We start from the raw sequence: 23,744 nt of genomic DNA on the forward strand, positions 1-23,744 counted from the left end.
GATACACATATCGGTAATTAAATATTAACAGAAATACTTAGTAAGTACTATTGAAAAAATAAAAAACTGCATTATTCTTAAGACGGTTTGGAGAAAACATATATAATAAAGCATCTTTATTCTTCCTAATTTTATAGCGATTGGAAAAGAGCATACTACAAATGTGTAATTTATTTTAAAGACCATGATATATTATCAAGGGCCTTATAAACATAACTATACATGCGGTAAAAGAGATACTTCGGATTGTATTTTTGTTTCCATTTCCATTTCATAATAATCACCTCTTATACAAATAGATTAATTATATTATACAGTTATTAATTCGAATGTTAAGAAAACTAGATGTGAATTTAAGCAAAATAGTTATTAAACAAAGCTCGCTTACGGAAAGGTAGGAGAGCTTTAAAAAATGTTTTATTTGAAACACTTGATGTTTCATAAAGTGGGTGGAAAGAATAAAGTGCATAAATTATATTAATGTTAATATAATTTATGGTTAAAAACAGGGATTATAAAGGTGAGAATTTTTGAAAAAGATGATGTGCAACTTCATTTAGTGGAGATTCCTATTATTGCTATAGGAAAGAATATCGGGTATAGATTGGCTTCAGCTAGTATATATTAATCATCCAACAGAAGTGCTTTTTTACTTCTTTTATAGAATTAAGACATTAAACATATATTTATACGCATTGCATTGTTACTACACGCTAAGAAATAGTAATAAAAAGACGGTACTGATGAAACTGTATAAAAATAAAAAGAATCCTAATAGGGATAATTCTTTATGGAAGTTGAGCATGACAACCCTCCTTGGATATATGGGGTATTTTAACATATTTTCGGTCTATTTAAAACAAAAAACATAATTTGGTACATTGGATTGGAGGATATCTATATAAATAGGTAGAATCTAATTATTTGGTTCACATTTTAATCCAAGGGGTACAAATTCGATGCGACATGAAAAGGATTTGTTGAAACAATGGAAGGCGGATTTGCAAGCTATTCAAGAAGAGAAAAGGCTGAAGAAGAAGGCTAAGAAAAAGAATAAGAAATATAGTATTCCGGGTAATACGGCTGACTTCATGGATGGCAAGAATACTTATCGTAAAGATAATGGGGTATGGAAGCAAAGAAATAAATAATGTGAGGATAAATAAGTTTGATAAAGTTTATAGCAATTATCGGAGACGCTTCCTTTATCTGGGGAGCGTCTTGTTTGTTGTTAATATTACATAACAAACGAGCACAAAATTAAGATGCACCAGCGAGAATGGATAGACTTTGCTAAACAATGTGGCGTATATAAGGGAAGAACTAAAAAATGCGGGATAAAAACCCTAGAATGGAGCACGCCTTAGAGCTGCTTGCTAATAGTGAAGAAAATGGATATACGGTTAAGAAGATATGTGAAGTTACTGGTGTAAGTCGTAAAGTTCTTTATAAGCGGGTAAAAGTAAAAGGGGTTATGTAGAAATTAAAATAGTGATTCCACTGCTATTTTATATTTAAAAAAGGATGTATGAATTTTGGTTATATACTTAATTGATTTAGGGATATTAATTATTTGTTTGACCTTGATTTATGAAATTAAGGAAGTAGAAGGTGACAATTGGAAAGAAAAAGTTAGTTTGGCTTTTGAACATCTTGTCGACCTTATTTCCTTAGATTTTAATTTTCCGTAACTGTTCATATTATTAGGGGTAGGCTGCATCGTGTTTGGTAGTATTATTATGTAGAAAAAAGATAATGGCAAGCATCTAAATAGGATGCTTTTTTACCTTACAAAAAAACCTGCAGAACTGCAGATTCTCTTGATAATGTTTTTAATTGAGTAAGTCCCGAAAATATAATGAAAAGACTTGAAAATAAGTTCAAGAGTTTTGTTGATTCATGCCGCTCTATAATCTTTGTTTTTAAGCTTCTTTCTAATATCTATAAATCCTATAATCATTATTGTCATGCATATTAACTTGAGCCAACGAACCTCCTGTTGGAATATTAGACCAGAGAAGAATTCATAAGCGTATAATAAACCGACAATTGGGAATAGCCAAGTCATAAATTTCAAATCTTTTAGATGAAATTTATAATTATTAATCTTTTTCCACATATGTATCCACTCCTATTTTTCTTATGTTCTGTAGTTTTTCTTGATAATATCTCGCATGTTTAGGATAAAGAATAGAAGGAAGAGCAAGGCTATGATTCCGTTAACCCAGTAGTATGTATGTCCTGTTGTGAATCCAGTATAGAAAGAAAAGCAATTCCAAACTAAAAGGATTGTTGAACAGATAGTAGAGATCAATAATGAACTAAAACTCCTCATGATTGTCACCTCGATTCAAAATGTTAGTGGTCATTTATAATTATACATTTTAATAAATAGATTTAAAAGGCTAGGATATAATAAAAAAATATAAAGGAATCACTGTGAGGCGAGGAATATGGATAGGTAGCGAATCCGCTTCTTTTTTATTTTAAATAGAAAAAGGAATCTCGAAAGATCCCTTTTTCTAATTCCGATATATCTTAATCGCATATAAATAAAGACATAAAATATTATATAACAATAAAAAAATATAAACAATAAGTATTTTAGTTAACATAAGGAGCATTTAAACAAATTACTTCCTATTAGTACAGAGAGTGGTGGGTGATATGAACGGAAAGGGAATACGTAAAGAAATTCTATATGTCAATATCTTAGGAGAAATCCGGAGCGTCATACGTCGCTACAACATTAGATAGTTTATGTGAACATAGTAAAGAATCGTCTGTATATATGGTTAACCATATTTTTGAGATAACACCGGAGAGTATACACAACCTACTTATCACTCCTAGTATGTGGATATTTTTATTGTATACCAAGCAGCGGACTATAATAAGAGTTATATAATATACTAGTTCCTATGAAATCTACAAATAAACTAGGTATGCATTTGAAAGAAAATGGCTCACCTGATTATGTGATTGGTGAAGTATCAGAAGTAGGTACGATGGAAGACAGTGCTACTAAATATGTCGTAGTGAGTATCCAACACAAAATGGGGAGAAAGACGTTATTGACGTGTTCTTAACAAAGGGACAATCATTTAAAACAGGTGAGAAAGTGAAAATTGATATGAAGTATGTAGGCTGGGGCGGCATTTCTATTAATTACAACACAGTTGATCACATCGAAAAAGTGTATGAGGTAAACAATAGCACTCAAAATAATGATGATGTGTGGATTTGGTCTTAATTTGATTAGTAATATCAGAATCAAAAAAGAAAGATGTTCTTAGGTTATAAAAGCTATACTGAAATGAGTATGGATTATAATATTCATTTCAATTAAATAAAGGAGAGGAGTCTATTCTATGACTTCTCTCCTTTGCTTTATTCGAACTTTGTTTGAGTCTATTTATATGACCATATTTAAGAAAGAATAGCTTTTAAAATCGACACTTTGTTTGTAGTAAATAATACATAATTTTGTTTTACAGTTCTAATTAATATACGGTCAGTTGTCCCATATGCAGTTCCAATACGGATTGCAGTTGGTTCTTCAACTCCCGCATAGGTAGCATCTTCGGTAACCTCAAGCACTTCACGTAATGGGATTGTAACCTCCGCCAATTGCCATGAAATTATTAACTCTTCTTTTGTTTTTTTTACATCAATACCTAGCATTATACCAAGACCTTTCTATAATAGAATGCTACACTTTTTATCTTATTATACAAATTTTTAGATTATTTTTCTACACGTATGAATAGAACTGATATTTTAAGGATGTCAAAAGTACGGGAAGATATACTATCAATCTATTAAGAAATACGCTATGAAGAAAAATTCAAAGGGAATTAATATGGATTTGACATGGTTACAGTATGATGAATGAATAACAGTAGGCGTTGCAGGAAGGAAATGAATGATGAGATTTAAATTAGTAGGAACCTTAACTTGTTTAGTAGTAATATTAGGTATCTTTATCGTTTACACTAATGTATCTATTGGTAAAGAACCATATAAGACAAACCATGAAACTAATGAAAACTCCATAAATAATGAAAAAAATAGAAAGCAAATTGGGACTTCAAGAAAGATAGCAAGCTCTTTTGCTAGTATACAGGCTGTAGTAAATAAGGAATATGGTTTACCCGAAAACTATAAGCCAGAAGATTTAGTTGTACCAAATGTACCGTTCTCATTTAGTGGAACGGTAGAAAAGAGTCATCTTCGTAAAGAAGCAGCGGAAGGGTTAGAAAAACTATTTCTTTTAGCTAAGCAAGATGGGATTCAGTTGAATGCTGTTTCAAGATTTCGTTCCTATGAGTATCAAAAAGGTCTGTATGCCAGCAATGTTAAAAAGAATGGGCAAGAGCATACGGATCGCTTCTCTGCAAAGCCAGGGCATAGTGAACATCAAACAGGGCTAACAATGGATGTTTCATCTAAAAGTGCGAACAATGAACTAGAGCTATCCTTTGCAAATACGAAGGAAGGCAAATGGCTAAAAGATAACGCACATCGTGCAGGATTTATCATTCGTTACCCAAAAGGTAAGGAGAATATTACTGGATATGCTTATGAGCCTTGGCATGTACGTTACGTAGGTGATATTGCTGAAAATATATATAAAGAAAAACTAACTTTAGAAGAATATATGAATCTGAAAAAATAAAGAATTGATCTAGTTAGTATTAGTAGTGAGAGTGTTAAAGGATAGGATATATACGCATCTGGCGCAAACGCCATTACAATCCCAGTTGATGATCAAAAGATTAAACGATATATACTGGAGCACAGTTATATAAGTCAAATTGGAATATATCATGTAAGTGCGAATGCGGATGTACGGATTCGCACTTACATGAAGCCAAAAGCATACATTACAATAACTTACTTTAATCAGTTTACATAACACATCTCATAGGTATTTGTAAAAAACAAGTGAATAAATCTCAAAATAAAAAGAATACTTATGTCATTGAGATGAAAAGAGAAATTTAGTAGTTATATTTTGAAATCTGCATTTAAATAATATTTAGCGGAATGCTCAGCTAAATCAAGTACAATAAAAAGAATTAAAGGAAATGCTCTATTTCGACATCACAACAATTATATTTTGTAAAATACACCATCTATTTAGTCTTAAGGAGTTAAAGTTAACTGATTTGTATTAAAATGTTATACACTGGCTATATCGCTATAAGCGACCATTTAATCAATATTAATAATGTATAGCTGAATGTATCTGAAACTAAAAGATATTTAGACTGATGAAAGGTAAGGTAGATGATACCTTTATAAAGAGGTGAAAAAATAAACACTCACAACTTCGCACGAAATACCAATTTTACGAACAATAAGATATATAAATAAAAATCTAATACAGTATTTAGGGATTTCGAGCTCGTTAGCATGAATCTCCGTATATTGGTATGTGTCTATATAATTCATATTTTATATAGAAATTAGCAAATACTAAATTACTCATTGCAAAATTTTATAGTAAATTACACTTAAATTTATAAAAGTTTTTCTTATGTTGATCTATTTAACTCCTTATAATCATGATTAAATTAACCAATTCATGTTAGATAACGAATTTTAAACTGTTTTCATATATTGATTTTTTGTATGAATTTATATATAAAATTTTTTTTATTTTACATACATTTATATGTAGTTTTTTCACTGAATTTTATGGTCTTATACAAATTTATCACTTAGTTAGCTATAATTTTCATTTGACTAACTACACTATACCATTCAGTTTTGAACATATTTTAGTATTTCATAATTTAATTATGTAAATAAGTTTGTGTAAAAATTGAATTTAATGCGAACTTGTGTTCGCTATTCTTTTCTGTTATAGTATATATGAGGTGATTTTTATGGATTACAGTAAGCAACGTCAAAAATCCGTACATCGTAAAAAATTATACGAAAATCTAAATGAAATGCCCTTTTACATAGAAGAATTTGTGGAGTACAAAGAATTGCATGATGCCTCTCCCTCCACCCTACTGAATTATGTATATGATTTTAGAGTCTTCTTTAACTGGCTATTATCCGAGCAAATTATTGAATTTAAGCCCATTAAAGACATATCCTTCTCTGATTTGGAGAATTTAAAGAAAAAAGATGTTGAGAACTTCATGAGGTTTCTAAAACTACAACAAAACATGCAGAATTCCTCTGTTAATAGAAAAATTTCAGCCTTAAAGTCTTTATTCAAGTACCTTACTTCCCTATCAGAGAATGATGAAGGAGAATGTTATTTTTATAGAAATGTAATGGCCAAAATTGAAATACATAAAGATAAAGAAACATTAAATGCTCGTGCAAAACGTATGAGATCTAAAATATTCCATAATGATGACGATCAAGAATTTTTAAATTACGTTAAATATGAACATGAAAAATCTTTAACAAAACATCAGTTATTCTATTTCCTAAGAGATAAAGATCGTGATGTAGCTATTCTCTCCCTCTTTCTTGGTAGTGGTATTCGAGTAAGCGAATTAGCCGATCTACGTATAGAAGATATAAACTTAAAAGAAAGACTAATTGATGTAATCCGAAAAGGAAACAAAGAAGATTCTGTATGGATTACCCCAATTGCATTGAATGATCTTGAAAAGTATATGGAAATCAGAGATAACAAATATGCTCCAGGAAAAGAATTAAAAAATGTTTTTTTATCGAAGTATAAACATACTGCACAGCCTCTATCAGTTAGGGCCATCCAAGATATAGTAGAAAAATATACTAAGGCCTATGGAAAAAGAATGTCTCCTCATAAATTAAGACATACATTGGCAAATAAGTTATACATGGAGGAGAAAGACTCTTTACAAGTGATGCAGCAACTTGGACATACTAGTCAAGATACAGCATTGTTATATACTCAACTTGGGGAAACAACTATTAAAGATAGTTTAGGAAGAATAGGAAAGAATAAAGAATAAAAGTTCAGCAATTTTATTTTGCTGGACTTTTATTACGACTACGACATTTAAATAAGGTATATTATTCGATTCCACCTTTATGTTATCATGTAAAAAATACATGATAACACATTTTTTCACCACGTATGCTTAGTAGATAAATTTTAAAATTACATAGATGTTGTTAATAATAAAAAAACCAAATTCTAATTGAGAATTTGGTTTTTTTATTATTTTTTCATCTTTTCTTTAATAGCTAAATTGCGTAAATAATCTAAAACGGGGAGCATATCTTTTGGAGCTGTCAAATCGTTTACTGAAAAGGATACATTCTTCTCATCGTCTGTTATTCCTAACTCATAAGAAAAAGCATCCGCTCCTTGGATAGCAGCCCCATTTACTTCACTTGGTTTAAGATATAAAAGATTAGATTGTTGAATTAAATTAATTAATTCCTTAGCTTGTTCCTCTGGTAAATCCGTCGTATCCGTCTGAAAGGTTATGTGGAGGTTAGCAAGCCCCCCGGTACAACTAAATTTAATATGCATATTAGCCCTCCCTTCATGATACAAAATCTGATTAAGAAGGTAAACCGACCGATTTAAAAGCTGATACTACTGTTTTTGCAGCTGTTTGCGGAACTTCGCCACTATCTACAAGTTTTTGTGCTGCTTTAGTTACAATTTGCGCAAATTGATTGAAATTAGTAGTTGCAAATAAGTTGTGCATTGCATTATACCATATTAAAGCTGCTTTATCTGTTCCAATTTCCATAGATACAAGATAAAACACTTTATTTGGTATACCACTATTTATATGAACTCCGTGGTTATCCTGAGATCCTTGATAATAATTTTTCATATGATCTGGTTGCATATCCTTACCCATTAGTTTATTGTCAAATGCAGTGCCAGGTGCTTTCATTGAACGAAGTGCTTGTCCTTTTAATGTTGGTCCCATTATATCAGCACCAATTAACCAATCCGCATCTTTTGCCGTTTGCTTTAAATAAGATTGCTTAATTGCAATTCCGAACACGTCCGAAATATGTTCATTCAAAGCTCCAGACTGTCCATCGTATTCTAAACCATTAGTAAATTGAGTAATTCCATGTGTTAGTTCGTGCCCTATAACATCAAGTGAATCTGTAAAACTAGTAAAAATAGTTCCATCCCCATCACCAAACACCATTTCATCCCCGTCCCAAAAAGCATTTTGATAGTTATGACCAAAATGAACATTCAAAATGAGATCAAGACCATTGTTATCAATAGAATTACGGTGGAACACATTTTTGTAATAATCACGTACTATACCAGCATAATCATACGCATGGTTAACTGCGTTATCCCCAATTGATCTATCGCCTTCTTTTCTAACCTCTTTAACTCGAAGGTCTCTTCCACCATTACAATCATATACATGGCGTGCAGATTCACCTTTAGGTCCTGCTCCAGCATCAGTTAAAGCGACAACCCCATTAATATCATATTCTTTCAAGCTTCTACGTTTTCGAATTTGGCGACTTTTTGCTAAACTAATTCGTGCGGCTTCTATATCGTTTTGTGCTAAATTCTCCAGAATATAGGTTGGAACAATAAAGCATTGACATTTCTTATGCGAACAACGTTTTGTATGCATAAATTACACCCTTTCGTGATAGTAGTTTATAACATCTCTATTAATTTGTTCTTTATGTTTGAAATTCATACAATTTATATGCTTTGAGATTATCAAGATCTAAATTTTAAAAATGCTTAAAATAAGTTAGCATCCCCATATCTTTTTCAATTCATCTATTATTATATGATTAAAATTTAATATACCTTTATTACCTTAAAGAGAAATTCAACATGCACTTGAAGGTTATAAGTTAGTTCCCCTGCCTTTGTAGAAAGCTGTAACAAACTAGAAACGGATATTATTATATAGCAATTATTCCGGTTTTGTAATTGTATATGCTATTATAAAATTATGGTGAATAAATTAAAAACGTTCTTAAAAAAAGAGTCATTTTTGAGGTGGATTTTAATTATGCAACTAACTATAAACACTCACTTTATTCCTGACTTGATATTAATAATAAAAATAAAATCTTATAGTTTTTTTCAGCATCGCACCTAAATTTTTACCCTTCACTATATCTTCTACTTATAGCAGCAAATCTATTTTTTTCTACCACTTTTTGTACCAATACTTATTAAAAGGATATTTTACAAACATTATTTAATTTATAAAGCTTCGTTCACCGCATTGAATACATCCACTCTACCATGCCCAAACCAAGGGACTTCATGTTCCATCACTACTTCCAATATCAATAAATGCTCCTTTATCAAATGGACTTGGTGGCGTCTTTAATTTAGAAACGGTGCTTTTTAAGATAGAAATTATATTTATAGCTGTTAATTCTGGATTCGCTGAAATAGTTTAAGCAGCCATTCCCGCTACTAAGGGCGTGGCACTAGAAGTACCCCCAAAAAGACTTGTTACGTTTTCTAATATACAAGCTCCATGCAAACCGGGGATAGATCCAGTTACTGTTGTAATTGATGTTCCTGTAATAGTCATTAGAAAATATTCGTACAGCTTAAGATTACTACTATCCGCTGATATTGAAAAGTGAAAATCATAAATTGATTATAATTTCTTAATAGAAAAAATATTCCCTCCCATTTTATTAATATAACTTTAGAATAAAAAACAAAACACAGATAATACTATATTCTGTTTAAATAAATTTTTAGGAGCTGTTAGCAATGCCGTTAAAAAATTATGGAGTTTTAAAAGGTCAAGTTGTAGGATATACCCCTCCTGACAATCAGGATAGCACACCTCATTTTACAGTTAATATCTCAGATAATAATAACCGTGAATACGAAATTATTATTAATGTCAAATCAAAAGAAAAACCATCAGAGTTATTATATTATGCAGGTAAAAATTTTCATTCTGAGCAAATTACAAACCTACCTAACTTAAATTACGGCTTCACAAACATTACTAGTAATAATAGAGAAATTGCGCTTGATTATATTCGAGGTAATTTACTTGACCGTTGTAAATTAGTCCCACTTCCAGTAACTGCACCTGGTGAGGATAACGATTTGCAAGATAAGTTTTTAAATTACATGAAAACATCTGAAAATAATCCAAAAGTTGATATTTATGCATATGGTGAAGAAATCCCTCCTGGAATTCATGATGTCCACATGAACCAAGGAAATGTAGGAAGTTTTAAAAAAGATGACGGCATTTGGCAAGATGGTGGAGTACTTTTCCATTATAAAGACACTGATAAATGGGAAGCTGTCTTTTTAGCGTTCCAGTCACAGTCATGGTGTACAGATGACTCTGGCCATGCAATTAAACCTGTTGAAGATTGTAATTACAAAAGCGATTGTTAATAATAAAGTTTAGAAAATTTCCAGTAAGTATATATGAACGACATCGAAATCAAAGTATTCAAGACACTCAAAGGAATAGAAAACCCCTTGTTGATTTTCCTAACTATGCTCGTAAAATTGATTTTTCATTGAGTTCTTCTTGAGTTTTTATAATTCAAATAAATATAAGTTAAAAAAGCTTAATACTTACTCCCTTACCTTTTTTAGGAGGGAGTTTTCTTTATTTTAACAAAATAAACCTTTTAATAATTATATACAGAAAAACCATAGAACCTAACTACTTCTACGGTTTTTGATTTATCTATATTTTAATAATAAACTTGAATCCATATACCATTTGTAATTCATCTTACCCCTAAATTACATAATACCTTTTTACTAAATTATAAAAAATAAATTTGAGCTAATGGATAATAGCTCTTTAAAATACCTACATAATCCATACCTTGATCAGCAAGATATTTACTGCTCCATCTACAAAAGTATTCATTTGAATAATTTCTTATACCACTACTATATGCAATTAACATTGGTTCGATACTATACGGTTTTGCAATATATTGATTAAACAGCTCATCAACTATATCATCTATTTCAGAAAAAGTACTTCTACCATAATTATAAGATTGATCAAACAAAGGAGTGCTACTAATAGTAAACCCTCTTTCCAAATAATGCTCATTATATATACGATTTAATACAAAAGATGTTATACAAATTATATTAGCCTTAATTGCTTCTTTAGGCCATGTTGGATAAAGTTCTGAAGCAGCTACGTTTTTTACATATTCCTTAAATTCCACTTTATACCTTGGAGCTAATTCATTAGGATTTCCATCATGAACGATAATGTATTGAGGGATGTTTACGCTATTTGCATGTTGAGGAAAGTGAGAAAAACGGGGATAGTTTGATCGAAGTTGTCTCTCTAAATAATATTCAGTTAATGCATGTTGAGGAATATTAATTGTTTCAATTAATTGGCGTTCTCCTGTTCGATTAACAGGAACCATTTCCACTCTTTGTTTCGCTGTAGTTTCCGGAAAGATTTGTACACCTCTAATTATTTTAACTCCATAGTTAGGTGCTTCGATTGTAAGGACATATTCTGTATAAGGTTTAGGTCCTGAAGGATTCTGAGAATACTCTTTAGGAGGCGCTGATAGAGAAATGGGACTTGTGAAACCAATGTCATTTGTTTGGAGTGTAGCAATAACTTGACTACTATCCTCTTGCTTACGAATGAATACCTTTGCACCCTTAATAGGTTTATCTGTATTCATTTCATAAACAGATACAATTAATTTACCAGTTGATGCCCGATAAGAATGCCGTGTATCATAATAAATTTGATTTTCATTAAAAAATAGATGTGGTTGATAATAAATTTGCTGTCCTAAATCCAATGGATAAGAATAATTTTCATTCAAATCTATTCGTCCTCCCTCTATGTCTGTTCATTTAATTACTCCTTGTCACTTTTACATACATCACTATTTAAGAAAAGGGATAATATCTATTATTATTGTAGAATGATTGAGCTTGCTGATAATTGGACACATTTGTCATAGAAGGGGGATAAATAGATACTGGGTTTTGATTTTGAGAAGGGGCTTGTGTTTTAAGATTTAAACCTGTATTCGTTTGCTGTGGAATTGAATTACTTGTTAAAGACGTTCGGGAAGTTCCCAGAGTATATTGTATTGCTTCAAGGATTATCCATAGTTCTTTACGCACTACTCCTGTAACAGTAAAACTTTTTATCTTCTGAAACTCTTTCACTGATTTTTCAGTTCCAAGGCCAAAAAATCCATCTAATTGACCCTCGTAAAAACCATAATCCTTTAATAAATTTTGTAATTCCCTTACTTTTTCTCCTTGACTACCATTTTGCAAAATAGGATACATGCCAGGGAGATTAGTAACATACACATATACATCATTCATTTTATTCCAAGTTACCTCATCTACAGTCCCATTTTCAGAAATTTGGAACTGTCTTTGAAAAGCCTTAACTGCGTTTGCAGTACTTGAATTGAATGTACCGTTTACTCTTACTTCAGGAATATCTGTATATCTTTTTCTTATATGGAATAAATATTTTTGAATGGTTTCAACAGCAGTATTTTGATCTCCTTCCTTTAAATTATATCCTGGGAATGACTTAATTACTTTTATAAAATCAGCTAAACGGATTTCTATATTTTTATAGTAGTATTTCAAAATATCCATGTAACTCATTCCTTGTTCTGCAAGGCATGCTGTCCCCCATTGATAAAGCATTCCTGGTCGACTTGCAAATGGGCATGGTTGCTTTTTACCAGCACGATATTGCGTGAAGAATGGTGTGTTTTCTCCATGCTTTGCAAGATATTGCTTAAATACCTCCTCCACTGCATCATCAGTAGATTCAAAGGTATTTCTCCCATGAACATACTGTTGATCAAACTGTGTACTACTTGTGATGGTGAATCCTTTTCCTTTATAAGGATTTACATAAATGCGGTTTAATGTAAAAGTCAATATGCAAAGAGCATTGGCTAACAATGCTTCTTTTTTCCAAGTCGGATAAACCTCGGAAGCGGCCACATTTTTTATATAATCTTTAAATCTTAACTTATAATTTCGTGCGGGCGTATTTGGATGACCATCGTGAACGATAACAAATTCAGGTATCACAATATCTCTATCGCTATCTTCTCTTGTCTCTTGTTGTGTCTTGATTTCTTTTTGTAGTTCCTGCTGCGATTCCTGCTGAGGATATTGTCCGATTAATGTATGTTCCGGAATATCAATTATTTCAACAGAATCCCGTCCTTCCGCGCCACTAATAGGTATAAGTTCCATTTTTTGAACTGCAGTAACACCTTCAAAAATTTGTGTACCACGTAGTACTACAGGTGCATAACCTGTAGCTTCAATGGAAATTGCATACTCTGAATATGGTTTAGGCCCTAATGGATCGGCCGCATTTTCTTTAGGAGGCGTAGGTAAGGCAACTGTATTTGTTTCACCGAATTCATTCGTATATAAAGTAATAACCTCACTTTGTCGGGAAGCTAAAATACGCCCTTCATTTGTCATTTTATAAATTGATAATTTGACACCCTTAATCGGTCTTTCTGTACCTATTTCATATATTTTTGCAAATATCTTGCCACTTGGTTGCCGATAAAAAGCTTCCTGACCTTCATCACTCACTCCTGCTATAGAATGTGGTGGTTTAGAATTTCCTGAAGAATATGGTGGATAATTATACAAATTCATCTCTCCTCTCATCAAATCCTATTTATATTAAAACTCTCGTATATAAACAAAATAAAAAGGCCCTTTATCCATGATATTATGCTCAACTCTATTTTTTTGAAATCATATAATTGCCTATTTTCTTTAAAGATTCTATAGATTTTTAAAAAAATAAGTATGGACTACTCTATTAATACTTGACCACTTCCTGCTAATCTATCCGAAAAACTCCTTCAATCCAAAAGGTTAATCTAGTTACACTTTTGTTACATACTATAAAAGTTAAATAACCTTATTTACAAAGATAATTTTATATAACTCAATTTTATACTTGCTCAAATCCTCTCTAAAATCATCGTAACACACGTTTGAACAACTCTATTTTTTCACTATCTTCTGTTAATCTAACCGAAATAACTCTTCAATCCAAAAGGTTAATCTAGTTACACTTTTGTTACATACTATAAAAGTTAAATAACCTTATTTACAAAGATAATTTTAAGTAATTCAAATTTATACTTGCTTATAACAAAGAAAGTTATGAATTAAAGATTTCAGTTGATTTATAAAGCACTTGTTTTAAATTACTTCTTTAAAATCTATATTTAAGGAATAGAAAAAATACTTACAAATATTTAAATAAAGTAACTTTACTTTTAGCAAGTTGAGTGAATAAAACTGAATATATTAACCGCTATTTCTTCTACGATTAATACCGGTCATATTAAAGTTCAATTCAGCTATAATAAATAACAGTATTCTAAAATCAAGGGGTGAAATATGGATAATTTACCCACTTTAAAATTAGGCTCTACAGGATATTATGTAACAGTCCTCCAATTAAATTTAAACGGTTTGGGAGTAAACTACGAGAAGCTTGCTATTACCGGTTTTTTTGACGAAAAAACAAATAAATGCACAAAAATTTTTCAAGAAAAAAATAAATTAAATTCAAATGGAATAGTAGAAGTTAACACATGGAGATCATTGTTTGAGAACGGAATATTAATACAAAAGAAGCTGCAATCTATGGGGACTTATTTTGGAGAACTTGATGGGCTATTCAATGTATCGACTACCCAAGCCATACAAGAATACCAAAAAAATCAAAATTTATACCCTTCTGGAGATATTACACCTAGAACACGCCACAAATTGTTTAATCCCAATTCTCAATCTGAATTTTATACTAGCTCTAATCACTTACACTCCTTACACCCATATGTTGAGATGTTGGCTAAAGAGTTTCTTCAAGTAACAAAAGCTAATGGCTTAGATGTTCGAATATATTCCGCATTTAGGAGCTGGAGTGAACAAGACCGTTTATTTTCTTTAGGAAGATGGCAACCAGGTAAAAAGGTTACAAATGCTCGGGGCGGGGAATCATATCACAATTGGGGATTGGCATTTGATGCTGCACCTTACGAAAATAACTCTATACCTTGGGGTAACATCAAAAAATTCAAGCAAATGGGGTATATAGGAGAAAAACTTGGTTTAAATTGGGGTGGGCGTTTTACTACCCTAGTTGATTATCCGCATTTCGAGTATTCTTTTGGATTAAGTACTTGGGATCTCCTTAACGGTATTACTCCTCCTCTTGAAGTGATTTAGCTTTTCATAAAACCTAAATCACTTCAAGAATTTTTTATTCCTAAAGAAAGAATCATCCACCTGGATGCTTGAATTGTCCAGTCTACAAAGTGAGCGAACTAATTACATAATTAACATCAAAAAATCCAAATATATCATCCCTAGCTAATCCAAATGAAAAATTCCAGACAAAAATAATATGAAATAATGAATAAACACTAATTCTGCTTAAGAAAAACACCAGGTTTAAAATGGTAATATCTTTAAGGAGATCCTGCTTTATGCGTAACGATCAAGTAAGCAATATTTTCCTTGCTCTAAAAAATAAAACGTACCTATAATGTTTCCTTTAAAATTAAACAGACTATTTACCTTCTACTATAACCATAACTTTTTTATAAATTCTGTATTCTCACTAGCAAACTCTGCTTTAACAGCTGGAATTTGTAGGAATAGAACTGGATTATTTACATTATAACAACTAGTAAATATTATAATTCCATATATTAATATGAGTTTTATAAATTCAAAAACACTTTATAAACATATAGATATAATATATTTTCCCTATCTATCTTTTTAAATCAATATATATGTTAAATGCATGTTTCTTTAATAGAGTATAAAAATATTTAATAAGTACATAATAAGGTTGCTATGTTTGCTTTTAATTTTTTAGTAGCAATATAATATAGCAAATTAACAATATTAAAAATAATGAAAGTAAGGTGTAAAAAAATGAACAAGAATCTGGTTAGGGTTTCAGGTAGTGAACGTAATGTCCCATCTAACGCAAAGAAGGTGGCTCCAGCTGACCCAAATGAAAAGATGTTAGTAACCATTGTTGTTAAACGTCCTTCTAATACTGAAAAGTTGAAATCTATGATTGAAAAGGCAACTACTAGTCCGCTTTCAGAACGTGGTCACCTTAGCCATGAAGAGTTTGAGTCCAAGCATGGCGCTAATCCTAATGATTTGAAAAAGATAGAAGCATTTGCAAATGAACAAGGGCTAGAGGTAAAAGACATAAATGTTGCTGCTGGAACAGTTAGGTTAGCGGGAACTGTAGATAGATTCAGTACAGCATTTGGTGTGGAGCTTGCTCAATATGAGCATCCTGACTTTACATATCGCGGACGTACAGGGCATGTACATGTTCCAGAAGAAATTTCTGATATTGTTGAAGCCGTTTTAGGATTAGATAACAGGCCACAAGTGTCTCCACATATTTGTATGTTGGAAGAAGATAAGGTTGTAAGTGCAGCTGCAAGAAAAACATTTACACCACCCGAAGTAGCAAAGCTTTATAATTTTCCATCTTTAAATTGTAAGGACCAATGCATCGCTATTGCAGAATTTGGCGGGGGATACAATCCTAATGATATGGTACAATACTTTAATCGCTTAGGAGTTTCTCAACCAAAACTAGTTGATGTACTTGTAGATGGAGCACATAATCAAACAGGGGATGCTGCAGATGGTGAAGTACAGTTAGACATTGAGGTAGCCGCTGCAGTTGCTCCTGGGGTGAAAATTGCTATGTATTTTGCACCAAATACGGACGCTGGATTTCTTCATAGTATCAATAAAGCCATCCATGATCAAATTAACAAACCTTCTGTAATTTCTATAAGTTGGGGTGCATCTGAAGATAGCTGGACAAATCAAGCTAGAATAGCTTTAGATCGAGCTTTCCAAGATGCTGCAACACTTGGCATAACAGTATGTTGTGCCGCGGGGGATAATGGTTCATCAGATTTTAACCAAGATGGTTCTGCACCAGACCAATTACTTCACACTGATTTCCCTGCATCTAGTCCTTTTGCTTTAGCATGTGGTGGTACACGTTTAGAAGGGAACGATCACATAATAACTAATGAGGTTGTTTGGAACAATAGTCCTGCAAGGCAAATTGCTACTGGTGGCGGAGTGAGTGATGTATTCCCTCTTCCAAGCTGGCAGATAAATGCACATGTTCCGTCTTCAGCTAATCCAGGGGGAAAAAGTGGGCGTGGTGTTCCAGACGTGGCAGGTAATGCTGATCCAGAAACAGGGTATCAAATTGAAGTAAATGGGCAACAAACTGTTACTGGTGGAACTAGCGCTGTAGCTCCTCTTTGGGCTGGTTTAATTGCAAATATCAATCAACAATTGGGTCACTCAATCGGATTTATCAATCCAGTTTTATATAAGTTATCGACTCAAACTGGTATATTTCATGATATTACAGTCGGAAATAATAATGTAAATAATGGAAATGGTGCTTATAAAGCATCTTCCGGATGGGATGCTTGTACAGGATTAGGTAGTCCGGATGGAACTAATTTATTGAACGCTCTTGAAAATCTCAATGGTTAAAGTTAGATGACCTTACAAGTTAATAGACCTTGAAAGTGTAACTGTATTAAATATAACACTAAACTTTTTGTGAATTTCATCAAAAAGTTTAGTGTTATTTTCATTTCTCTTTGTTGTGTAAGGATTTCATTTCACGGATTTTATGCATTATACATTCTACGGTTTTAACCATAATTTTGATCTATATAAGTAATTCATACATGGGCTTAAATTTTTGTATCAATTTCATCTAATCTTTTTGGATTTACCTTTTCCTCATCTATTGTCATCTGTATTTTTTGCTTAGAATTTGCTGTTACCACCCAAGCATTCGGTAAATAACGATCTTCATGAGATAATGTGGAAGGCGAATTTATAACCTTTCCCCCTAAATATAGCGTAGCAGAAGAACCTCCATCCATTGCCAACGCATTTATAGCTCCTTTTTCATATAGGATATCTTGACACTCTTTTAACGTAGCCCCTATGCTATGTGTTTGCCTACCATCTATCTCTAGAAACATTATTGTGCCGTCTTCTTTTTGGGTCATAATACTTCGTGGAGCCGAACTCCAACCACCGTCTCCTTCTGTAATCATTTTTTCTCCATTCACAATAAACTATTCCTTATGGATGGGAGAAAAAGCATTTTTATCAAACTTTATTCAAAAGATACATCTAAATCCTAGATAGAAAAAATACCGTTTTTTCTATCTAGGATTTTATTTTGGTAGCTTGATAGTGATGTGGCGGTACCCCGTAAACGTCCAATAGCTCTAAAATATACAAAAATTAAGAAATATGAAAAACACACTCTTATGAGTGCCCTTATTAGCAACTAAGTCCGTTGCAGCTACTACCATAACCCATATGAATTTCTCCTGTAAGAGGATATTTTAAGTTCATATTTAATTATTAAAATAAGCCGCACCAAAGTTTTCATTAAATCTTTTACACCAAACAGAAACCGACCCATATTCATTTACATCTATCCCTTCAGGAATTTCGTAGTTTTGGTCTCCTTTATTTCCCTTTAATTTTCCCAATTCAATATACTGATAGTTTTTCACGTCTTCATTATTTTTCAAACGATTTGTAGGAACTAATACAACTCGTACATCTGGCCCATTAGATGTTGCAAAATTAGAAAGTCGTAAAACACGTTTTCCATCCGCTAATTGGTGAATTTTTGCCATTCCGGCTGTTTCATGGACACCTTTTTGAAACTGACCTTCCCTTATTACTCGATCACTTTGCTGCTTTACTTCAGTTGATTGTATCTCTGCTTGTGGCAATGATTCATTTACGTGCTTATCAATAAATAATTTCTCTGGTCGGAACAATGACCATAAAATCCCCAATACAATTATCAAACCACCTATAAGCCATACATATCTTCTTTTCATAAAGTAAAAAACCTCCTGTAACATACTGTGTAGTAGTATGTTAACAAGAAGGTCTTTCATTTTTCTAACGTAAATGTTACAAAAGTCTTTCAGCCATCTTATTTTTTTACTGATGTGATGGGAAGAGTGAACCAAAATTCACTTCCCTGCTTACCATCTGCGCGATTCCTTACACCAATTTCCCCTTTGTGCATTTCAATTAATGATTTTGCAATGGCTAATCCAAGTCCGGAACCTCCAGATTGTGAACTTCTTGATCGGTCTGTTCTAAAAAAACGTTCAAATACACGTAATTGATCATTTGGAGAAATTCCTATTCCTTCATCCCGCAAAGTGAATTGGACCTTTTGAGTTAGTTTATTTTCCACTACAGTCAACTCAATTGTTCCAGAGATAGGAGAATATCGAATTGCATTATGTAATAAATTACCTATGACCCTTTCTATTTTACAAGGCATAATCAAAAGTCGAGGTAATGTATCAGGGACATCCAATTGCACATGGATTTGTTTGTCCCCTAATAAGACAGAATGTGACTCTAATACATCTAATAGAACTTTATCTAAATGTGTGAAACTTGGGTGAAAATCTACTTGCTCAAACTCTAACTTTGAAAGATCAAATAAGTCGTTAATTAATCCATTTAATCTTTCTATTTCTTTTAAAACCGTTGCTAAGTATTGCTTTTTCATTTCAGGATCTTCAATCAGGTTATCTTGTAATGCTTCTATCATCATTTGCATGCTAGCCATAGGTGTTCGTAAGTCGTGTGAGATATTGGTAATTAGCTCCTTACGAGAGTTTTCCTGTTCCTCTAACTTAGTAAACCCTTCTTCTAATTTTTTTGCCATCTGTTGAAAGGCTGTTGCTAATTCTTTAAACTCACGTGGTTCTTGCCCAATTATATACATTGTTTCAAAGTGTCTATCACTAAATTGTTTCGTCAATTTTATTAAATTTTGTATAGATCTCATGATAGGACGTGTCATTAACCAATAAATAAACGTTGAAATAATGAATGCCACAAATGCAATTACTGTTAATAACCGCGTTTGTTCCGGTTCAAGTAACATTTTGGTCTCACTATACCATATAGCAATTACCATAATACTGGTACTTAATAGATTCATGAGTAACAATTGAATACGTAATCTCATGTTTCATTTCCTCCATTTGGCTCAAAGCGATATCCTATACCCCAAACCGTATGAATCCAACGATTCTTTATCGTATGCTTCTCGAGCTTTTCACGTAAACGACTCACTAATACGGTAACTGTGTTTGATGCCCCTTCATGTCCAAAATCCCAAATTAATTCAAGAAGCTGCGAGCGAGAAAATACCTGTTTTGGATGCTTTGCCATGAGATAAAGTACCTCAAACTCTTTCACCGTTAACTCCACTTCCTTATCACAAACAAGTACATATCTTGTCTTTGGATATATTTTTAAATCTGGAAACTCTATCACTTCCAATAGGGATTCTTTCGCTTGTATTGGTACATGACTTCCTCTTCTTAGTATAATTTGAACCCTTAATACTAATTCACGAGGGGAAAATGGCTTTGTTAAATAATCATCTGCCCCCATTGTTAAGCCTAAAATTCGATCCCTTTCCTCTCCCTTAGCAGTTAACATAATAATAGGGACATTTGACTGTTGACGAATTTCCTCACATAATTCCCATCCATCTTTTTTTGGCATCATCAAATCTAATATAATTAAATCTGGTTGATGTGTAAGAAATAAATCCCAACCTTCTTTACCATTTACAGCTGTATAAACTTCATATTCTTCTCTTTCTAAATACCGTTTGCATACTTCTCGAATATTTTCTTCATCTTCTACGATTAAAATTCTTTTCTTCATATACTATCCTCACTTCTTTTTCATCAATAACACAAAATTTATTTTTTCTATTATCCAATAAAAATATCTTTATAGGTAAAGATATAGAAACTAATCACATAAATAAATCAGAATTCCACATTTCAGACTCGAAACAAATAAAAATTCGGAAAATAAATTATGTAATTTAGATAGTAATCTTAACATTTGATTACTTATATGACTAGATAAGCATTTAAAATAGTAGTTACTAAATCATATAAATTAAAAGAAATGAGTCCGATTCAACATCGAACTCATTCCTTATTAGTAACCTAAATTATTGTATCTAACTTTTCGGATTCAATTCATTTCCGTTTCTCTTTCCAAACTTAGCAACAGAACTATTACCTATTACTGAACTCTTGATAGATTCCATGCTATAGTATCAGTCCCATTCTCTCCATTACCATATTTCATATAATCGATTAAATATCCTACCTTTAACTTGTTACCATTAGATAGTATGTTCCATTGCTTATGGTGTCCAGTGAAATTCTTTGGATATGCATGATTAAATTTAAAAGTACTTGCGTTCTGTTTTTGATCTAAATGGATATAACTATCTTGAAGTTTTAAATATGCATAATCTGAATAAATAGGATTTTGAAATTTAATTAATACCTCTTCATCCTTTTTAATTGGTTTTCCAGGTTTAGGTTGACCTACTCTTTCAATAATTACATTCGCTTTTTCATCACTAGATTTTTCAGACCAAAGATACTCCCATTTATTCCCGGCATGATGACTTCCCCAATAAGCTGTATTTCCATATGAGGCCACAGTATAAGGAACTCCTTCTGTAACAAATTCACCTGAATTATCTACTACATAATCTTCAAATTCTTTATTAGCTTTAACTTCAGTATCAATCTTTTGTGTAGGCGTTAGATTGTGTGCGTCATTGATTTCAAATGTAACTTTTCTGTGCGCAGCAATTTCAGATTTAATAGGGTGTATATTTTCTCTAGATTCATATGTAAATCCATTCTCACGTTTAACTAGTTTTACTGTTTGTGACGGAGCATTCCATTTCTTGCTATAAGTAGTAGGAATCTCTTTACTCACCCCAAATAAACCAGGTAAAATTGTTGCCCTAATCTTTTGCGTCACAGAATCATAACTACCTTCTACTAATGTTGGTTGCTGTAGTTTTGCAAAAGCACCGTGTACAGAGTCTTTATGTAAATAACCGCGATCTCCCTGTCCCGCTTTTAAATCGTTTAATGCATCAGTTCCATTATTAGCTGAAACCACTGATACGTTATTAGTACTTTTAGCCTTGTTTACAATATGATTTACTTTTTTCGTATCTATATTTACATGTTGAAAAACTTCGTTATAGGATAAAACTGGCTTATCAGCAAGGGATTTGTCTTTAGGAGTATATACTCTAAACTTTGGTATATTTCCTATATCTGTTTCTAATTGTTCAGTAGCTGCATGCACTCTAGACTCATATCTTCCTGAATCCCCCAAATGCATAATTTCTTCACCTTTTTCAATAGATAAATCCATTGTACTTGTAGGTAAAACTTCAATCGAAAGAAGTTCCCCTTGTTCAACAGCTTTCAATTCATCCAAAGATAAGACAATATTTGCATCTGCTTGTCCTTCTAAACTGTCAATAACTACTTCTGTTTTATTGCGTCCACCTTTTTCTGTACTTAAATAGTTTGCTTTATAACGATCTTGTGTTGCCTTTACAGTATTAATAATTTTGTTTCCTAAACGAATATTAAAATGTGGCGAAACATTTTCAGCGGATGCTGTTCCTACATTCTTATATTCCAAATGTACCCGTAATTTTGCTGCGTTCGCTGTGTCCACAGTTGTTGCAGTAGACCAATCAAAATTATTTGTATAACTCTCCGTTTCCGTAGTTGTTTTTGAATATCCGTATCCCACATTTGCTGAAACACTTCCGGAAGGAACAGGACCGGCTGCTGAGCCTTCTACACCACCTGAACCACTTAGACCTACATTAAATGAATGTTGTGTGGATACGCTTTTTTCCCATCCTCTGCTAACGGATCCGCCATTATTATCCGTAATGGTTGCAATAGGAATTACTTCAATACGTTTGACACCAATTTGCAAATTCGGTATGTTGGCAATTATCGGATTGAAATTAGTATCAGAATCGTTGTTATAATTCTCAACCTCATACATATCGGTAAAAGGATCACCATCCGTATTTGCATTCATAGGATTCGATATAAATTTTGGTTTTCCTTTATCCTTCTCAGGATCCCATGCTTTCGCTTCATTTTTTCCAGTTTGTGAATTGAATTCAATTTTATATCCATTAATTTCTAAGTCGTTAGAAATACCATCTTTATCCCAATCATTGTTTGCCATTTCAATGTTTTGTGTAATGAGCGAGCCTATCTCCCCATCGGATCCGAGCGTGAAATTCTTATCTTCTTTTTTTGCATTTGCATTCTCTTTGAATATTTCAACTGTACCTCCTGGATTCGGTTGTTTTACATCTGCTAAAGCTGGAGATGCTAGAGTCAGTGCCATCGATACACTACCTAATACACTAATTGCTGGCTTTAATTGTTTCATTGTTATTTTTCCTCCTTGGTTTCTAGGTCAATTAGAACACCTACTAGTAAGATTAATTTCATCATATATAACAAATCTTTCTTTTCTCTCTCATAACTGTTAAAAAAGTCTCTCGTAAATATTACAAAACACTTACAGAGTTTTTAAAAGCCATAAAATCTATATATGAATCATCAAAAAGCAGTAAAATGTAGAATCGATTCCAATATATACAAAAAAGCAGCTAGCCAAAGCTAACTGCTCACTAACTTTTGAACTACCCCCACTTTCACTTCGTTTAGAAGTGAGGGATTCCTAAGTAAAGAGTTCTATCGAACTCTAATTGATTAGGCTAACCCCGCAGTCCTTG

At 32.3% G+C, this 23,744-nt stretch carries 18 protein-coding genes and 4 pseudogenes; 9 read left to right on the plus strand and 13 right to left on the minus strand.

Annotated elements, in window-relative coordinates; all coding sequences use genetic code 11:
• Positions 1-959 precede the first annotated feature (959 nt).
• Both ACTJJY_RS27985 and ACTJJY_RS27990 read left to right on the plus strand, forming a co-directional pair.
• Positions 960-1,151, plus strand: a complete 192-nt coding sequence (locus ACTJJY_RS27985; protein WP_001215520.1) for a hypothetical protein — start codon at positions 960-962, stop codon at positions 1,149-1,151.
• A 108-nt stretch (positions 1,152-1,259) separates the two neighbouring features.
• Positions 1,260-1,480 (plus strand): annotated as a pseudogene (locus ACTJJY_RS27990) (recombinase family protein); the annotation flags it as partial.
• Positions 1,481-1,897: 417 nt separating this feature from the next.
• On the opposite strand, the gene ACTJJY_RS27995 reads toward ACTJJY_RS27990, so the two are convergent.
• Both ACTJJY_RS27995 and ACTJJY_RS28000 read right to left on the minus strand, forming a co-directional pair.
• Complete coding sequence (locus tag ACTJJY_RS27995) at positions 1,898-2,119, minus strand: hypothetical protein (protein WP_440607108.1); 222 nt, start codon at positions 2,117-2,119, stop codon at positions 1,898-1,900.
• Between the two features lie 21 nt (positions 2,120-2,140).
• Complete coding sequence (locus ACTJJY_RS28000) at positions 2,141-2,335, minus strand: hypothetical protein (protein ID WP_440607109.1); 195 nt, start codon at positions 2,333-2,335, stop codon at positions 2,141-2,143.
• Between the two features lie 592 nt (positions 2,336-2,927).
• On the opposite strand from ACTJJY_RS28000, the pseudogene ACTJJY_RS28005 reads away from it, so the two are divergent.
• Positions 2,928-3,253 (plus strand): annotated as a pseudogene (locus ACTJJY_RS28005) (hypothetical protein); the annotation flags it as partial.
• Between the two features lie 176 nt (positions 3,254-3,429).
• Here the strand turns inward: ACTJJY_RS28005 and ACTJJY_RS28010 are convergent.
• On the minus strand, positions 3,430-3,684 hold the full coding sequence (locus ACTJJY_RS28010; protein ID WP_440607110.1) for a SunI/YnzG family protein: 255 nt from the start codon (positions 3,682-3,684) through the stop codon (positions 3,430-3,432).
• A gap of 244 nt (positions 3,685-3,928) precedes the next feature.
• Between ACTJJY_RS28010 and ACTJJY_RS28015 the strand changes: the two genes are divergently transcribed.
• Both ACTJJY_RS28015 and xerS read left to right on the plus strand, forming a co-directional pair.
• Complete coding sequence (locus ACTJJY_RS28015; RefSeq protein ID WP_440607120.1) at positions 3,929-4,678, plus strand: M15 family metallopeptidase; 750 nt, start codon at positions 3,929-3,931, stop codon at positions 4,676-4,678.
• A gap of 1,216 nt (positions 4,679-5,894) precedes the next feature.
• Positions 5,895-6,971: a tyrosine recombinase XerS gene (xerS, locus tag ACTJJY_RS28020; protein WP_088045664.1), complete on the plus strand. Its 1,077-nt coding sequence runs from the start codon at positions 5,895-5,897 to the stop codon at positions 6,969-6,971.
• A 209-nt stretch (positions 6,972-7,180) separates the two neighbouring features.
• Here xerS and ACTJJY_RS28025 read toward each other — a convergent pair whose 3' ends face one another.
• The 3 genes from ACTJJY_RS28025 to ACTJJY_RS28035 form a co-directional block, all read right to left on the minus strand.
• A complete protein-coding gene (locus ACTJJY_RS28025) occupies positions 7,181-7,498 on the minus strand; it encodes a protealysin inhibitor emfourin (protein WP_440607111.1) in 318 nt (105 codons plus the stop codon).
• Positions 7,499-7,529: 31 nt separating this feature from the next.
• Positions 7,530-8,591, minus strand: a complete 1,062-nt coding sequence (locus ACTJJY_RS28030; protein ID WP_440607112.1) for a M4 family metallopeptidase — start codon at positions 8,589-8,591, stop codon at positions 7,530-7,532.
• Between the two features lie 789 nt (positions 8,592-9,380).
• Positions 9,381-9,521, minus strand: a complete 141-nt coding sequence (locus tag ACTJJY_RS28035) for a hypothetical protein (protein WP_440607113.1) — start codon at positions 9,519-9,521, stop codon at positions 9,381-9,383.
• 188 nt (positions 9,522-9,709) lie between these two features.
• Here ACTJJY_RS28035 and ACTJJY_RS28040 point away from each other — a divergent pair, with 188 nt between their 5' ends.
• Together ACTJJY_RS28040 and ACTJJY_RS28045 are read left to right on the plus strand one after the other, a co-directional pair.
• The gene (locus tag ACTJJY_RS28040) at positions 9,710-10,357 is read left to right on the plus strand and encodes a YukJ family protein (RefSeq protein ID WP_025118722.1); all 648 of its coding nucleotides are present in this window, start codon (positions 9,710-9,712) and stop codon (positions 10,355-10,357) included.
• 14 nt (positions 10,358-10,371) lie between these two features.
• Positions 10,372-10,500: pseudogene (locus ACTJJY_RS28045) on the plus strand (endonuclease I); the annotation flags it as partial.
• A gap of 240 nt (positions 10,501-10,740) precedes the next feature.
• On the opposite strand, the gene ACTJJY_RS28050 reads toward ACTJJY_RS28045, so the two are convergent.
• Both ACTJJY_RS28050 and ACTJJY_RS28055 read right to left on the minus strand, forming a co-directional pair.
• Positions 10,741-11,787: a SpoIID/LytB domain-containing protein gene (locus tag ACTJJY_RS28050; RefSeq protein ID WP_440607114.1), complete on the minus strand. Its 1,047-nt coding sequence runs from the start codon at positions 11,785-11,787 to the stop codon at positions 10,741-10,743.
• Positions 11,788-11,854: 67 nt separating this feature from the next.
• Positions 11,855-13,618 carry a peptidoglycan-binding protein gene (locus ACTJJY_RS28055; RefSeq protein ID WP_440607115.1) on the minus strand — a complete coding sequence of 588 codons (1,764 nt, stop codon included), beginning with the start codon at positions 13,616-13,618 and terminating at the stop codon, positions 11,855-11,857.
• Positions 13,619-14,383: 765 nt separating this feature from the next.
• Here ACTJJY_RS28055 and ACTJJY_RS28060 point away from each other — a divergent pair.
• Positions 14,384-15,217, plus strand: a complete 834-nt coding sequence (locus ACTJJY_RS28060; protein WP_440607116.1) for a peptidoglycan-binding protein — start codon at positions 14,384-14,386, stop codon at positions 15,215-15,217.
• 717 nt (positions 15,218-15,934) lie between these two features.
• Complete coding sequence (locus ACTJJY_RS28065; protein ID WP_440607117.1) at positions 15,935-17,554, plus strand: S53 family peptidase; 1,620 nt, start codon at positions 15,935-15,937, stop codon at positions 17,552-17,554.
• A gap of 206 nt (positions 17,555-17,760) precedes the next feature.
• Here ACTJJY_RS28065 and ACTJJY_RS28070 read toward each other — a convergent pair.
• The 5 genes and pseudogenes from ACTJJY_RS28070 to ACTJJY_RS28090 form a co-directional block, all read right to left on the minus strand.
• Positions 17,761-18,150, minus strand: a pseudogene (locus ACTJJY_RS28070) (phosphodiester glycosidase family protein); the annotation flags it as partial.
• 291 nt (positions 18,151-18,441) lie between these two features.
• Entirely contained in the window at positions 18,442-18,939 is a 498-nt protein-coding gene (locus ACTJJY_RS28075) for a DM13 domain-containing protein (protein ID WP_440607118.1), read from the minus strand.
• A gap of 98 nt (positions 18,940-19,037) precedes the next feature.
• Positions 19,038-20,096 carry a sensor histidine kinase gene (locus ACTJJY_RS28080; protein ID WP_153593008.1) on the minus strand — a complete coding sequence of 353 codons (1,059 nt, stop codon included), beginning with the start codon at positions 20,094-20,096 and terminating at the stop codon, positions 19,038-19,040.
• On the minus strand, positions 20,093-20,806 hold the full coding sequence (locus ACTJJY_RS28085; RefSeq protein WP_000746049.1) for a response regulator transcription factor: 714 nt from the start codon (positions 20,804-20,806) through the stop codon (positions 20,093-20,095). Before ACTJJY_RS28085 ends, ACTJJY_RS28080 begins: the two co-directional genes overlap by 4 nt.
• A gap of 372 nt (positions 20,807-21,178) precedes the next feature.
• A complete protein-coding gene (locus tag ACTJJY_RS28090) occupies positions 21,179-23,395 on the minus strand; it encodes a binary toxin-like calcium binding domain-containing protein (RefSeq protein ID WP_098563815.1) in 2,217 nt (738 codons plus the stop codon).
• Positions 23,396-23,744 lie beyond the last annotated feature (349 nt).

The organism is Bacillus sp. 22475 (genome assembly GCF_052044835.1).
Taxonomy (GTDB): domain Bacteria; phylum Bacillota; class Bacilli; order Bacillales; family Bacillaceae_G; genus Bacillus_A; species Bacillus_A cereus.

Bases quoted from the DNA above. Each gene is read 5' to 3' on its own strand.
- ACTJJY_RS28080 (WP_153593008.1), bottom strand. From the start codon at position 20,096: ATGAGATTACGTATTCAATTGTTACTCATGAATCTATTAAGTACCAGT.
- ACTJJY_RS28035 (WP_440607113.1), bottom strand. From the start codon at position 9,521: ATGACTATTACAGGAACATCAATTACAACAGTAACTGGATCTATCCCC.
- ACTJJY_RS28075 (WP_440607118.1), bottom strand. From the start codon at position 18,939: ATGAAAAGAAGATATGTATGGCTTATAGGTGGTTTGATAATTGTATTG.
- ACTJJY_RS28090 (WP_098563815.1), bottom strand. From the start codon at position 23,395: ATGAAACAATTAAAGCCAGCAATTAGTGTATTAGGTAGTGTATCGATG.
- ACTJJY_RS28065 (WP_440607117.1), top strand. From the start codon at position 15,935: ATGAACAAGAATCTGGTTAGGGTTTCAGGTAGTGAACGTAATGTCCCA.
- ACTJJY_RS27995 (WP_440607108.1), bottom strand. From the start codon at position 2,119: ATGTGGAAAAAGATTAATAATTATAAATTTCATCTAAAAGATTTGAAA.
- ACTJJY_RS28085 (WP_000746049.1), bottom strand. From the start codon at position 20,806: ATGAAGAAAAGAATTTTAATCGTAGAAGATGAAGAAAATATTCGAGAA.
- ACTJJY_RS28025 (WP_440607111.1), bottom strand. From the start codon at position 7,498: ATGCATATTAAATTTAGTTGTACCGGGGGGCTTGCTAACCTCCACATA.
- ACTJJY_RS28010 (WP_440607110.1), bottom strand. From the start codon at position 3,684: ATGCTAGGTATTGATGTAAAAAAAACAAAAGAAGAGTTAATAATTTCA.
- ACTJJY_RS27985 (WP_001215520.1), top strand. From the start codon at position 960: ATGCGACATGAAAAGGATTTGTTGAAACAATGGAAGGCGGATTTGCAA.
- ACTJJY_RS28000 (WP_440607109.1), bottom strand. From the start codon at position 2,335: ATGAGGAGTTTTAGTTCATTATTGATCTCTACTATCTGTTCAACAATC.
- ACTJJY_RS28060 (WP_440607116.1), top strand. From the start codon at position 14,384: ATGGATAATTTACCCACTTTAAAATTAGGCTCTACAGGATATTATGTA.
- ACTJJY_RS28030 (WP_440607112.1), bottom strand. From the start codon at position 8,591: ATGCATACAAAACGTTGTTCGCATAAGAAATGTCAATGCTTTATTGTT.
- xerS (WP_088045664.1), top strand. From the start codon at position 5,895: ATGGATTACAGTAAGCAACGTCAAAAATCCGTACATCGTAAAAAATTA.
- ACTJJY_RS28015 (WP_440607120.1), top strand. From the start codon at position 3,929: ATGAGATTTAAATTAGTAGGAACCTTAACTTGTTTAGTAGTAATATTA.
- ACTJJY_RS28040 (WP_025118722.1), top strand. From the start codon at position 9,710: ATGCCGTTAAAAAATTATGGAGTTTTAAAAGGTCAAGTTGTAGGATAT.